Annotated in this window: 8 protein-coding genes and 3 pseudogenes; 5 read left to right on the top strand and 6 right to left on the bottom strand. The window is 45.8% G+C overall.

The window, feature by feature from the left end; genetic code table 11:
• From AC1DLM_RS18445 to AC1DLM_RS18435, 3 genes and pseudogenes are all read right to left on the bottom strand, one after another.
• Positions 1-179 (bottom strand): annotated as a pseudogene (locus AC1DLM_RS18445) (amidohydrolase family protein); the annotation flags it as partial.
• An 85-nt stretch (positions 180-264) separates the two neighbouring features.
• On the bottom strand, positions 265-1,707 hold the full coding sequence (locus AC1DLM_RS18440) for a cache domain-containing sensor histidine kinase (RefSeq protein WP_477570777.1): 1,443 nt from the start codon (positions 1,705-1,707) through the stop codon (positions 265-267).
• Between the two features lie 309 nt (positions 1,708-2,016).
• Positions 2,017-2,184 (bottom strand): annotated as a pseudogene (locus AC1DLM_RS18435) (macrolide ABC transporter ATP-binding protein); the annotation flags it as partial.
• Positions 2,185-2,425: 241 nt separating this feature from the next.
• On the opposite strand from AC1DLM_RS18435, the gene AC1DLM_RS18430 reads away from it, so the two are divergent.
• Together AC1DLM_RS18430 and AC1DLM_RS18425 are read left to right on the top strand one after the other, a co-directional pair.
• Positions 2,426-3,346: a hypothetical protein gene (locus AC1DLM_RS18430; RefSeq protein WP_477570776.1), complete on the top strand. Its 921-nt coding sequence runs from the start codon at positions 2,426-2,428 to the stop codon at positions 3,344-3,346.
• A gap of 17 nt (positions 3,347-3,363) precedes the next feature.
• On the top strand, positions 3,364-3,741 hold the full coding sequence (locus AC1DLM_RS18425; RefSeq protein WP_477570781.1) for an SDR family NAD(P)-dependent oxidoreductase: 378 nt from the start codon (positions 3,364-3,366) through the stop codon (positions 3,739-3,741).
• Between the two features lie 130 nt (positions 3,742-3,871).
• Here the strand turns inward: AC1DLM_RS18425 and AC1DLM_RS18420 are convergent, their stop codons facing one another.
• On the bottom strand, positions 3,872-4,156 hold the full coding sequence (locus tag AC1DLM_RS18420) for a TetR-like C-terminal domain-containing protein (RefSeq protein ID WP_441989168.1): 285 nt from the start codon (positions 4,154-4,156) through the stop codon (positions 3,872-3,874).
• A gap of 15 nt (positions 4,157-4,171) precedes the next feature.
• Here AC1DLM_RS18420 and AC1DLM_RS18415 point away from each other — a divergent pair, with 15 nt between their 5' ends.
• Together AC1DLM_RS18415 and AC1DLM_RS18410 are read left to right on the top strand one after the other, a co-directional pair.
• Positions 4,172-4,600 carry an IS110 family transposase gene (locus tag AC1DLM_RS18415; protein WP_477570775.1) on the top strand — a complete coding sequence of 143 codons (429 nt, stop codon included), beginning with the start codon at positions 4,172-4,174 and terminating at the stop codon, positions 4,598-4,600.
• Positions 4,601-5,253: 653 nt separating this feature from the next.
• A pseudogene (locus AC1DLM_RS18410) lies at positions 5,254-5,361 on the top strand (AraC family transcriptional regulator); the annotation flags it as partial.
• Between the two features lie 106 nt (positions 5,362-5,467).
• Here AC1DLM_RS18410 and AC1DLM_RS18405 read toward each other — a convergent pair.
• Positions 5,468-7,657, bottom strand: a complete 2,190-nt coding sequence (locus tag AC1DLM_RS18405; RefSeq protein WP_477570774.1) for a glycoside hydrolase family 88/105 protein — start codon at positions 7,655-7,657, stop codon at positions 5,468-5,470.
• Between the two features lie 118 nt (positions 7,658-7,775).
• On the opposite strand from AC1DLM_RS18405, the gene AC1DLM_RS18400 reads away from it, so the two are divergent.
• Complete coding sequence (locus AC1DLM_RS18400) at positions 7,776-8,594, top strand: helix-turn-helix transcriptional regulator (RefSeq protein ID WP_477570773.1); 819 nt, start codon at positions 7,776-7,778, stop codon at positions 8,592-8,594.
• A 264-nt stretch (positions 8,595-8,858) separates the two neighbouring features.
• On the opposite strand, the gene AC1DLM_RS18395 is transcribed toward AC1DLM_RS18400, so the two are convergent.
• The gene (locus AC1DLM_RS18395) at positions 8,859-13,847 is read right to left on the bottom strand and encodes a polysaccharide lyase family 8 super-sandwich domain-containing protein (protein ID WP_477570772.1); all 4,989 of its coding nucleotides are present in this window, start codon (positions 13,845-13,847) and stop codon (positions 8,859-8,861) included.
• Between the last annotated feature and the right edge of the window lie 149 nt (positions 13,848-13,996).

Genomic DNA, 13,996 nt, shown 5'->3' with positions numbered 1-13,996 from the left:
TCAATCGTTAGCTGTTCTAGATTGGAAAGCAGCAGGAAATCGCCTATCTTGCCAGGGGCGATTACCCCGCGGTCATACATCCGCATCCGCTTGGCTGGAGAGAGTGTGCTGGCATAAATGGCCTGCTCGGGCTTCATACCCATGCCGATAGCTTTGCGCACAATATGATTCAAGTGCCCGCTCGGGGAATCGGCTGGACTTTATTTCAATAGTAAAGCGGGGAATGGTACTCAGGTTACGATTAAACTTCCGAAGGAGAGTGAGTCAGTTGTATAAGGTTTTATTGGTTGACGACGAGAAGTTATCCAGAGACAGTATTGCTGCTCTAATTAATTGGAAAGAGCATGGCTTACATTTGATCGGAGCTGCCAAGAATGGGTTCGAAGCCATTTCCTCACCAATGGTAATGTCTTGTACATTATTGCTGATAGCGTTCCGTAGCAGTCTGCTCAGAGCTTCTACCATACTGGATATAGCTGCTTGCCCGCTTACCCTTGCCATCCAATTGATTGAGGTCAGTGTGTTGTACAAGAAATGAGGGTTAATTTGCGCTTGTAATGCCCTATATTCCGTATCCTTCAACATCAGTTGCCGGGTATAATTCTCTTCGATCAGCGCGTCAATTCTCTGAATCATAATGAAAAACCTTTTCTGCAAATAGCCGACTTCATCGGATCGGTCGAATTCCCGGGAATTGGTAACAATCAATCCGAAATCACCTTTCTCGGCATACCTCATTTGCTGCGTCAAGAGTTCAATTGGTTTCGTGATCCMTCTTGCAAATCGGTAACTAATCGCAATGACAGTTATGAATAAGAGTATTACGACTACAAGAAGAGCAAAGCGCAAATCATTTTTCTTCTTAAATATATTGTTATAGGATAAGACACTGTAATAGGTCCATCCCGTTTCTCGAGAAGTCGTATAAGCGATGAAAGAGCTCATCCCATCTATCTTCTGTATGGTAAAGCCTTGTTTGGTCTCGCGAATATCGGCTGGAGGCTCAAAACCCTTATCATGCGTATAAATGGGCTGATTGTCTTTCCAGATGTATAGCAATCCGCTTTCTTTGGTGACAGTTTGATGCTGCTGCACAACAGAGTCTAAATTCACTTGAAATAAAAGTGTACCTAGCGGCTCCAATAAATCTGCTCCTGTCGAACGTATCTCTCTAGCAGCTAGTAAGTATGGATGCGTGGCATCGGGTTCAACCCACACATTGCCTCCCTTGGCATGCCTCGCTTTAATGAAAACTTCTTCTTTCTTACTTTCATCTGGCATCTGTGCACTCTGACCAACCAGCAAACTATACCCCGAATCATTCATAAATTGGATGGATGAAATATGCTTTTCAGTCAACATATAGACAAATATTTTATTCTTGAATTCTGTTAATGCTAGCGCCCTGTCATATTCATTGGTCATTTCCTTTACTTTGGAAAGTTGTTCTTGAATCCGCGTATCAGCAGCGATTGTCAGTGACAGCTTTTCAATATTGCTAATTTCATTCTCGATATCACCAATCGAATTATTGATGGTTTGAGCAGATTGCCCATATAGCATTTCATCATAAGCATGAAAAATGAATTGCAGACAAGCAATGACGACTATACAAAAAATTATAATCAACAACATCATGACGCCMATCAGCTTATGTTTGATCTTCATTTCCTTGAAGGATATACGGCGAAATCGGTCGGTAAACAAGGTGTCAACTCCTTCAAGAAATAGTAAGAAGAGACACTGACCGCTTCGTCAGTGCCTCTTTCTAGATTATCCTATTCTGAGTGCCATGCCCATAAAAAAATTCGTGCTAAATTATATACTTTTCAGACTTACTCCTTTCACTAAAAATACCACCAACTAGGAAACTGGCGAGACTCATTCAGCTTTCAGGCTCAGCAACAGCTGCATAACGTTCCAAAACGGCAAACTTATGGGTTTATCTTGAATTTTAAAAGTTCAAAAGCCCTACGATTTTATCGTAAGGCAGATCTTTGTTACATATTGTTTGTTTCAATAAACCAACCGTCCATCCCGAAACCTCACAACCCGCTTCGCTTGCTGCGCAACCTGCCGATCATGTGTAATCACAATAATTGTCCGCCCCTGCTCATTCAGCCGCCTGAATATATCCATAATCTCCACACCCGTCTTCGAGTCAAGCCCACCTGTGGGCTCATCCGGTGGTGCCCATAAAACTTGATTAAAACACAAATGACCMGTAAGAGGGTCACTTTCTTCAAAGTGTTTATCAAACGGGTCACAGTTCAAAATTGGGGTGAAGTCCCTTTTTTGTGCCTGAAAATCCTTGCTTATCAGGGGCTCAGGATTATGACAAATGTCATTTCAGTATGAAATGTATTTTTTGGTTGAATACTATACTATTAAGTTGATATTGAAATCAAAAAAGAAGGAGCATAGAATGAAATATTTCTGGACCAATACAATTTGGTATATAATTTTAGGAGTTGCCTCTATTATAGAACTAACTTTTGGGATAATTAACAACAAAAGAAAAAAGCTTATTTTGGGTTTGTTTATTAGTATTGTGGGAGTAACTGTTATGTGTGAAATTATTATCATGGCTGATTTTAAGTCTTATTCATACTACCCCAAGATTTTACCAGAATCATGGCAACATTTTAAGCTTCCTCATGCTGAATATTATTGGCACAATGAATCGATTATTGGTAATTATTTTTCACAGGTGTCTGTATCAGCAACAGCTATCTTGCTAGCAGCTCGTAATCTAAAATTTTATTGGTATGTAATTAGTATCATTCTATACTGCCTTGTAGAAGAGTTATTTTTATATTTAGGTATTTATAGTCATAATTGGTACCGGACATGGATGACATTTGTTGGTCTTATAATTCTTTTTGGTGTAACAAAATTAATATATATGAAAAGCCTAAAAGGAAACGGCCGAGTTTTGAATTTTATTTATATTTTGTTTGGATTATTGGGTTTAAATTGGTTCACATCACCTGGCTGGTTCATGTATTTGTTTGGAGTTCAGACGTTAACAGCCAATTTGTTTTCGACCCCTTCCGCCAATGCAGCTTCTATGTATGCCGGTTTAACATTTATACAGGGAAGTATTGCAATGACCATATATTTTTTAAAGCCTAAGTGGTGGTGKTATATTATTGTATCAGGTTTTCTCTTCTTGCAACATTATCTTTTATATATACTTAATTTTAACGTCTTTAAGTATTGGTGGGGGTTTGGTGTTTTTTCTACTACATGGATTTTGGGAACATGGTTGCAAATCTATATTTTGGATAAACTATATGATGGCACCAACAAAAAGAATTTCAGGTATGCGAAATGGAACAGGTAGCAAATCTCCTTTAAACCATCTCTTCTTCAGTGACTTACGAACCTGTTAAATTTCTTTCAGTCTATTCCGCCAGTAAAGCTGCCGTAAATGCATTTTCAAAATCATTGGCACTTGAAGTTGAGCCCTTTAACATTCGTATTCGAATCGTAAGACCCGGGGCTTCGCCTGAAACGTCATTCGAAAAAAATGCACAGGCCTTAAAGGAAAAAGCACCCGAGGCTTATATCTTAGCGCTTCAAGAGTATTTCCAATCATTCCAACATTCAAAGGCATCCTATAAACATGCAATAGATGTTGCAAATGTAGTATGGCATTCAGTCACTGATCCTTCAAAAGAAGTTCACGACCTACCAGCTGGTGCTGATGCGGAGGAATGGGCGAAAAATCAGAATTGATATTAAAAACGAGCCTTAGAATCGCTTCTAAGGCTCGTTTTTCTTTGAGTATTCAGTTCAACTCGACGATTGGTCGGTCATCTAGAAACACCTTTATCTAGATAAATCCTCCTCTACTTTCCGAATGAATTCAGTGGCAGTAGAATATTCCGGAGATGCTTGCGGTTTTTTTAAAGGCAGGAAGCAGAATGCCATCAATGATCATACGATAAAAGTTTACGTCGAACGTTTTGCGTTGAACCAGTCCACGATATGAAGCTATTGAATTAATGACTTGGCAGGCCAATTCAATGTCTGCATAGACGGTGCTCTCCCCGCGCTCGACGGCTCGAAGCATAAGTTCACGATTCACTGCCGCCCACGGCTCGAAAAATTCTACAGCAACCGCTTCTGGATTCTGCGAGAAATGTTGCACGTGCGGTAAATTTTCGTGGAATTGAGATTGGACGATACACTTCTTTTAGAAATTCCGATGACGGCTTTACGAAACTGCTACAGGTATCAGAAACTCCAAGAAAGTCACGGTTACACTTCCGTGCTTATTGGACTTGAACCAACAGGTCACTATTGGTTTAGCTTAGCGGATTGGCTGACTGCCAGGCAAATCGAACTGGTGCTGGTGAACTCACTAACAACGAAGCGAAACAAGGAAAATCGAGATAATTCCAAGTCCAAAAATGATGTGAAAGACGCTCTGTTGATAGATGCCGTATGTCGCGGCTTTTACTCTCTCTACTCCCCAAATGAAGTGATATATCAGCGTTTACGCACAATCATGAACGAATCGGAAGTCCTGGTCGAAGGACCTTGCCCACATAAAAAATCGAATGTTTCGCTGGATAGATACCAATTTCCCTGAATATGGAAAAATAATTAAGGATTGGACAATTCCGCGTTCGATTGCAACACTCAAGTCTTTTCCCTTGCCGATAGATCTCAAGGCTCTATTAAATGGGACTATGTTCTTGTCACCCGACACGGATGTCAAGAACATTATCCGATTATTGACAAGTACATTGTCCGATTCCMCACTGATCGATTGATTTCCAAACAAAAAAGTCACGAATGACGTGACTTTTTTGTTTGGGAAACGTTGAGAATTTTACTGGAGCATTTAGATTATAAACATATTTTTTATGTAATTCTTTTCTTCTTGATAATTAACATGATAACTTTCATCTGAATAATCAAATAACGCATTGAATAAGCAATAGCGATGACCGTAGGACAGAACCGGGCTGTTCGTATATCCGGATCCTTCTGGACTTTGAGCCGGGAGAGTTGTGGGAGCATTTGGCGGCGTTCCCTCTCTGCGCCAATTTTTGCTTCGGCTGTGGAAGGAGCCCCTGCAGCAGCAGGTGTTCAGGACATGCTGCACCGGCTGCCGCCACCCCTGGGATCGCAGGTGATGGACTGGCTGGAGGCCCACTACGCCGCCCCCTTCCAGCTGAGCTGCTGGCCCAGTCCGTCCACCTGACGCCCAGCCACATATCCGCCACCTTCCGCCAGGCGGTGGGCAGCACCATCACGGACTACCTGACGGCAGTCCGTGTGCGCCAAGCCTGTCTCCTGCTACGGACAGGGGGMAAAAGTGTGGAAGAGATCGGCCGAGTCGTGGGGCTGCAGAACACCTCTTATTTATGCCAGATGTTCAAAAAGCATGTAGGTATTAGCCCCACCGCTCCCGCCGCTCCTTCCAACGGGTGGAGGAGAAGCATTACCGCAATTAATTCTTTTGTTTCAGCCACTTCGACAATTTGCCTGTTTCGATGCCCGCCAGCAACACAATCCCTATACCATGGGTATCATTCGTCACCGCGTTCAGTTCAATCTTATAATATTCCGGTGTGAAGGAATACCGGGAACCCCTGCATACCCCGTGTACATTCCCGAACCGGTCGATGCCATATTTCGTCAGGGCTTCCCAGCCTCTGTTCACCGCATTTACCGCTTTTGACACCCTATCATCCCTAATCCAGCCATGGCGGACTCCTCTGGATAAACCGTAAACAAACATACTAGTGCAGGAGGTTTCCTCGTAGGAATCCGGATCAGTCAACACCTGATGCCACAGCCCACTGGTTCCCTGCAAAGCCATATATCCTTCGGCAAGCTCATTGTAGAATGTCAGCAAGTCCTCCCGCTCCACGTGGTTTTCCGGCATAACCTCCAGCAACTCCGACAAGGAGAAGAACACCCAGCCGTTACCCCGGCCCCATGGGACATTGGTCGGCTTGTTGTGCTTAAAGTCGTACACATGGGACATGATCTTGAATTCAGGAATAAACAGATACTTCTTAAACTGGTTAAATTGCCTTGCCGCGTCATCCAAATATTTGGCATTCCCCGTCAGCCGATAATAGCGGATTAAGAACGGAGTGCTCATATACAGGTCGTCAGCCCATAGCGTATATTCCTGGAAACTGTTCAAGCAGATGCGGTAGAAGGTTCCATCTCCAAGCCGTTCCTGTTTATATTCCATGTGATTCGCGATTTGTTCAACCAAATAAGGTGTATGAGGATCTTGCGAGTCACTATACGCTTCGAGCACAACGGATCCGAAAGAACCGCAGTCGTCCAGCATATCCATTTCCACCAGTTGATTGTTTACCGAGGGATAGCCATACTGCACCGCATCCCATCTCGCATATTTATAGATCCGAGTGCATTCAGTAATATGGTTCACCGTATAATCGCGGATTCCCTGCTTCTGTAAGAACCTACCGGTCTGCAGCAACCCGTAAAGCGTAACCCCCAGGGGATAATTCCACTTGGCGAACAGCGCATTGTCCAAGTAAGGTCTTACCCATGTATTCGGCCGATCCTGCTGCCAGAAGAATTGACTATCCCCCTGCTCAAACAAACGGTATAGGGAACAAATGCTATCTGCGGGTTCCTCCAGCTGATTGTCAAAAGGCCCCAGATACAGCCATGGTTCAGAGCTCCCTTTTACACCCCTGGGAATCGATAACGCAACGTTTTCCCCATCCATGATAAAGTTAAAGCCGTACTCCCATCCATGTTCCGAGGAACACAGCTCCACCAGCACCTCATGCTTCCCCGGATCCAGCTTGAATTCCGCCATATCCGATGTCTTCAGCGCTCCTGAAAACACCTCATTGCCATCAATCCACATCCTCAACTTCCCGGTGGAACTCCCCATCAGGCTGCACACTTTTGGGCTAGCGCTGGAATGGCTAAGCTCCGACCAGAGGTAAGCCACCTTGTGGGGCCTATTACCGAAAATCCGCGTGCACGAATTCAACTTCATTTTTTCTGCATCCCAGGAAAGAGCGGGGTACCAGACCATGCCGGATTGCTCTTCCAGGCCTGTGTATTCCGGAATATGCTCTTCGCTGAAACAGTCCGCATTCATGGCATCAGAATAGATCCAGCCTGCCTGTCCTTTTCTTTCCTGAAAGGGAGACATAAACTCCATGGGATTCCATTTTGTATGCAGCGTACCAAAGATCCCGCCAAAACCTGCTGCTGTCTTCACAAACTTCACGCATATAGAATTCCAACCCTTTTGCAATTTGGCACGAATGCCTTTATTCATCTTGGGATTTACTTCTTCATTAATATCGGCTCTATACAGAAATTCTCGGTTCAAATAAACAGTAGCAGGACCATAGCAGCTCATTCCAAAGTCCGTCCACCCGTCATGGTTGCTCCAGAGCAGACCAAAGACATAAGCATACTGGCCCAGTTTGGCTTCTGGCAGCTTCTCCTCTAAATTCATGTTATATCTTCCATTATTCTCCTTAAGAAAACCTTCCCGTGAAAAACTCCGGAACTCAAAAGGAAGCGCAGGATTCCTTCCAATGTAAGCATTGGCAACGGTTTCAAGAATCTCATCTGTACGGTCATACAACTTCGAATAAATACTTTCCTGTTCATCAAAATATGGCTTCATCTTCGCAACTCCCTTATGAATTATTCTACGATTTCATCGTAGCACATATTGAGTGTTCAAGGCATGTATGATATGATTCGATTTGTAATATATACTGATTATTTGGTGGTGTGATGGCTTGAAGACTACCGATGTTTTAAACGCCATGGTTCCACATTTTTACCTGGCTATTAAACGGTACGCTACCCCTTCCTGGAAAATTCCTCATGCTGTTTTTCATCATCATAATCTAATGTTGATCATTGATGGTGAAGCCAATCTCCTTTGTAATGATGCTGAGTTTAAAGCCACAAGCGGAGATATTGTTTATTTTAAACCCGGCGACATGAGAAGGGGCGATACGAATCCAAATAGTCTTGTGAAATGTTATACCATTGACTTTCAATATGCCTGTCCTATTATGGAGAACGGCAATTGGGTCAATCTTGATGTTGCACTTCCTTTTCCGCCTCACAGCCATATTCAGGACCGGTATCTATTCCGTCGTTTGAAAGAATTATTTGAAGAGTTCATGCGACATTGGTCATCGGGACACGAGAATCGGACGTTCAGATGCCGCGCCGACTTCATGGAAATCCTTCTTCTTATTTCTAAATACATAGATAATAACACCATAAATTACAGCTCTATTCATAAAGTGGAGAAAGTAATCAACTATATTGCAGCAAACTATACCCGAAAGTTAACCCTAAATGAGCTGGCCGGCAGTATACAAATCAGCCCCTCCCATCTAKGGCATATCTTCAAGGAAACAACAGGAGAAACTCCCTTTGAGTTTATTATCAAATATCGGATCGCCCGTGCAAAAGAATTTCTGGAAACCGGCTGCTCCGTAACGGATACTGCAAGATTAGTTGGTTTTGGCGACATGTTTTATTTCAGTAAGTACTTTAAGAAAATAGAGGGGATCTCCCCGACTAAATATATTGGATTGTAGTGGAGTCATCCAACTTACGAATGGTAACCGTGTCGAAAAATAGTTGGATAGAAAAATAACCCCATCAAGCGATCCCATGACCGCCTTCCAAGACGGTTGTTTCCGAGGCCACAGTGATGGCTTATTTGCGCACAACGATTTTTCACCTGTTTGCTCGAATCCGCAATTATCCGTAACGAAAATACTAGTTTATGAATAGAGGCGAGTTAATCGTAAATACAAAACATGGCAGCCGGATCCTCTGTCCGGCTGCCGCTCATGCGATCAGATCAATTCCGATTTTTGAAGCAAGCGCTGGATAAGCGCCGCAACTTCCGCTCTCGAAATGTATGCTCTCGGAGCCAGCAGGCTCTCGGTTCGTCCAGAAACAAGTCCGGCTTTCAAGCTGTCGGCGACCCCATTCTTTGCCCATGCCGATACATTTTGCGAATCATTGTATGGCCTCAGCATTTCATCTGCCGAACGGTTCGGAGGCTTCTCTGCCAGATTCGTTAAAGCCATTGCTTTCGCCACGATGATCATGGCCTGTTCTCTCGTTATTTTCTCTGACGGGCGGAACGTTCCGTCTTCGAATCCGCTGATCAGGTTATAAGAGTGAGCGGTCAATACCGCACTGCTGAACCAATCCGAAGGCTTCACGTCTGCAAATAAGGCATTACCGCTTTCGAGCTTCAATCCCAAGCTCCGAACCATAATCGCCGTAAATTCCGCTCGGGTAATGTCTTGATCCGGATGGAAGAGATCCTCCGTTATCCCGTTAATCACCATTCGGGAACCCAGGTCGTTGACGGCTTCCTTCGCCCAATGCCGGGCAACATCCTTAAATTCTTTCGGATGCCATAAAAGGGAATACGTACTGTTTGTCAAGCTGTTGATTTTGGCAACGTATTTGCTGTCCACGTTGATGACCTTCGTCGGCACATGACGTACGGTTCCATCAGGTTCGACCACGGCCCCGGTGGTGATCTTATTGGGATCTATTCCATCCGGTATGGCAATAGTTCGTTCAATAAATGCGTTAAACTTCGAGATCTCAACCGTCGTTTTGTCGGAGGTCGCTTTTACCGTGAAGTCCAATGGAGGCACAACGAGCGTGAACTTTCCGGAAGCAGCGGTATTTTCCACGACCTTCATCATATCAGCGACAGGCTCGCCGATTTCGATCTGTACCTTGATATCCTGCAGGGTGACGTCCTGGCCAAATTGATCGGATATCGCACTGATATTGATCTGCTTGGCCGGCAAAGTATATGTTGCGTTCTTCGTCTTGATCTCTACGACCGCTTGTTTCTGTTCCATGGTTTTGACCATCTGGCCGTTCAATTCGGCAACGATAACGTCGGATTGCGTATTGACCGGAATCGTGATCACCACACCCAGGCCTTCAGCCGCCAGCTTCTCCTCCACTTTCTGCTGGTCGACCGCGACGGTCGTGACGGTCTGATCATCTCTTGTCGTAGTCGTTGCAATTCCTGCACTCTCCACCTTACCATTCACCAGAATCTCCACCCCTTGATTCTGGCTCTCAGTCGAACTGGTAGTTTCAGTCGTGCTCGACGACGGCGCACTAGGCGTGACGGCATTGGAGGCAACGGAAGCTTGACTGCTTCCCACGCTGTTAATCGCTCTTACCGTAAATGTATATGTCGTTCCGTTCGACAATCCCGTTACCGTAATCGGGCTTGATGTCCCCGATGTTAGTATATTTCCAGGAGAAGTCATCACCTGGTAGCCGGTCACGGCGCTTCCGCCGTTAGACGCCGGAGGGTTAAACGCGATGATGACTTGCCCGTCCCCTGCTGTCGCATTGAGATCCGTCGGCGCTGCCGGTACCGATTTGGGCGTTGCGCTGATCTGGTTGGAAGCAGCGCTCTCGCCGTCTTCGTTCATCGCTGTAACGACGAAGTAATATGTCGTCCCATTGGCCAACCCTGTCACATCGACACCGTATATCGATCCGGTAACGGTAACGGCCTCGGTTCCGTAGGTGCTGGACGTTACGCTTTGATAGATTTTATAAGCCGTCGCGCCGCCCACCGGGCTCCAACCAAGACCGACTTTAGCGTCGCCCTCTTCCACGGTGACAATGTTCGGCACTCCGGGAACATCCGGAATAAAGTAGGCTGTGTACGTAATCGCCCCCGTCACGGACGGGCTTGCGGGCAAGGCGGCCGTAATCGTCACGTCTCCCGCAACGGGCGGCGCCGTAAAGACAGTGCCGAATCGGCCGTCCGCATCCGTTACAGCTTTAGCGTCGAAGCTGTCCGACGAATCCGCTAATTCGACCTCCACGCCGGGGACCGGAAGATCGTCGCCGTCGTAGACGACTCCCGTAACAGACACTTCGCCTCCGACCGTCACGGAAGACGGCGTTGCTTGAAGTTCGATCCGAGCGGGAACCATTTGTACGGTCTCGGTACCGTACACTTTAAATTCCCAGAACGAGTAGCCGTATGTGGTCGCTCTTTTCGTGCCATACATCCGAACATATCTTGCATTCACAGGTTCAAAGGAGATATCATCGATTCCGCCATCTCCGGCTGTGGTGCTGTAAACCGTAGTCCAATTCGTCTCGTTGTCCGAAACTTGAATTTGGTACTCCTTTCCATACGCGGATTCCCAACTCAGACTGACCTTCTGGATGGATTGGCTTGAGCCAAGATCGACGTAGATCCACTGCGAATCGGAATAGTTAGATCCCCAACGGGTCGTCAATGAGCCATCGACTGCATTACCGGGCTTCACGTCCGCGGCTCTAGACGAGCTTGCCACGACCGGCATGCCTTCCGCAAGATTGGGGGCTACTGCTTCATACACCTTAAATTCATTAAGTGAGTAGCCATCTCCGGTACCCTGCCGAACTCCCTGCATCCGAACATACCTGCTACTAACCTTGCCAAAAGAAATGTCGTCGATTCCGCCGTCTCCCATCACCGTTGTGTAAACGTCCGTCCAGGTGACAGCATCGTTCGATACTTGAATTTTATAACTTTTCCCGTACGCCTTCTCCCAATTTAACCTAACTTTATTGATCGTATATTGATTTTGCAAATCAACATAAATCCATTCATTATTCGAAGCGTTTGAACCCCAATACGAAGTTCTGTAAATATCCGTAGCATTCGAGGCGAATTGTTTGCCTTTGCTGGATGAAGCGGTCGAGCCTTTATCGTAAGCGAGATCGAATCCGCTGTCGTCGATGGAGGTTCCCTCGTTTATAGTAATGCTTCGACCGGTAAACGTATCCTTGCCGAGTCTATAGCTTGTCGTGGATTTTTCTCCGTTTCGATCCAGCGTCACTTTCACTGTAATCCCCGGTGTTTCGGGATTGGCAACTGAGATACGAACAGGCTCTGCGGATTCGTCAATGATTACCATGGCGGGTTTATCTACCGTGACAGTCAAACCGCCTCTCACCGTCACCGTATCGGGTTGATAAAACAGCAATTCCGCAATTCTCAGAGTCTGATGCCGGACAGCCTGGACGGATGAGGTATTCGAAAGAATACTTATCGGGTTGTCGCTCGCGTAGCTGCCGACCTCTTCAGAAGTTTTGTTTGGCAATACAATGTACTGATAGGAGGCGTTTGTGGGTTTCACGCCATGATCAAGCCAAATGGAAAAAATCGATTTGGTGATCGGTTCCGGTGAACTTCCCGAAATCACGTCGCTCCAGCTTCCGGTTTTCGTCTCCCGTTTTACTTGAAAATCCGTAGGATTCGGGAATATATAGCCGATATTATCGTTATATGCCCAGCGTCCGTTTGATTGCATCGTTCCGTCTGCTATCGGATTGCCATCTACGAGAATATCGCCTATCGCTTGACTTTGGTTCAATGTCGTGTGGATAGGAGCGTTGTTCGTCGAAGCGATTCCTGCACCAAGCGCCACCATTTCATTATCGAAAAAGAAGTAGCCTTTCTTTCCGCTTGTATTCAGCTTGTTAAAATCATACGCGGTGGCCCCATAACGCTCATTAGTCACTCCGCCTACATACGTTTTGGGGTTGTTGAAGTTCCCGTCTTTCGTGAGTGCGTAGGGGGCCGTCGTACCGGGAACATGGGCCCAATCCATCAGCGGATATATGGGTCTGTATTCGTCGCCGGTTCTCTGAATGGCGGTGGCTCCTTGCGGCGTCCAGTACAGAAGGTTAAATCCGCCTGGATTAATCGTTCTCCATTCGCCTCCTTTAACCGTGCTGGAAGACATCTTGACCGTAATTCCGTAGCCATTTCGCATATGTGAGGAAACAAGCGTCTGCCATTGCGTCATATTGTTGGAGTTCTGTCCGTTGCTCGTGCTCGTGCCGAAGTTGCGAATATTGTCTAGGAAACTCGCAAACTCCCCAGCCCTCATTGGATTGGCCATCTGCATCCACAAGAGCGGATCTTCATAGAAGGTCAAAGCCGCGCTCGGATAACCCGGCCAATCAGGTCCATTCATCCCCATGCCCAGATCGGCAACATCACCTCTCACGAGATACCTGGTGCCGTCCAACAAGTATGAAGATAACGAATCAATCGCTGCCTTGCTGTACGAGAACACGGTACCCGAAGTAATGTACGCCCAGAATGACATATCTCTGGCAAAGCTTCTTCCGTAGCCCGTCGTATAATTCGTTTTGCCATGCATGAAAAAAGACATGTCCGACTGGATTCCCGTCACAGTCGTCGTCACATTCGACAGCACGTTAAATGCATTCACGGCGTTCCGAACGATCTGAGCATCCTCCAGCAATAAGCCGCGGTACATATAATTTTGATTGTACCAAGACGAGTTGGCTCCATCGACAGTGTGAGGGTTGCTGTCTAACGTGCCTATAATATTGGAAACTTGCTCTGCAGTTAAATAGCCTTCGCATAAAAGTGCAATTTTTCCCAACCTTAATTGTTTACCGATTCCGGTCTCCCACCAGTTGGTTGAAGTCGGCTTTACCGTAAACCAATAGTTCAGCGCCTTTTTAATACCACCTAGCAGCGCTTCACTATGATAGTTTGGATCATTGGGGTCAGCAAACGCCTGAGCCATCGATTGCATCCGATCTAATGCAAGGTAGGGTGACCAACCTCTCCCATTGGCGGCGGAAGTTGTACTCGTGTAATCGACATCCCCCCAGCTTCCATCCGGGTTTTGATTGGATAAGTAAGTGCCAGCCTGTGATTTGAAGGTCCATTCGACTCGACCGTTCGTTCCATCGTTTATGATATCTTTGGAGATGTAAAAATCAACCATACGCTTTTTCATCATTTTCATATCATCGACCTCTTGGGAAGCATTCGTCTCTTCGGGAGTGCTCGCCGATACGGGCGAGTATACGAATATCGATGATATCAATAAACAAACAGTAGTAAGACATATCCACCTCTTAAACCTTTGTATTTGGTTATCCATTCTATGGCTCT

The sequence above is a fragment of the Paenibacillus sp. 01T442 genome, assembly GCF_056398345.1.
The sequence above is the reverse complement of the archived record's forward strand: the minus strand, read 5'-3'. Positions and strand labels throughout refer to the sequence as shown.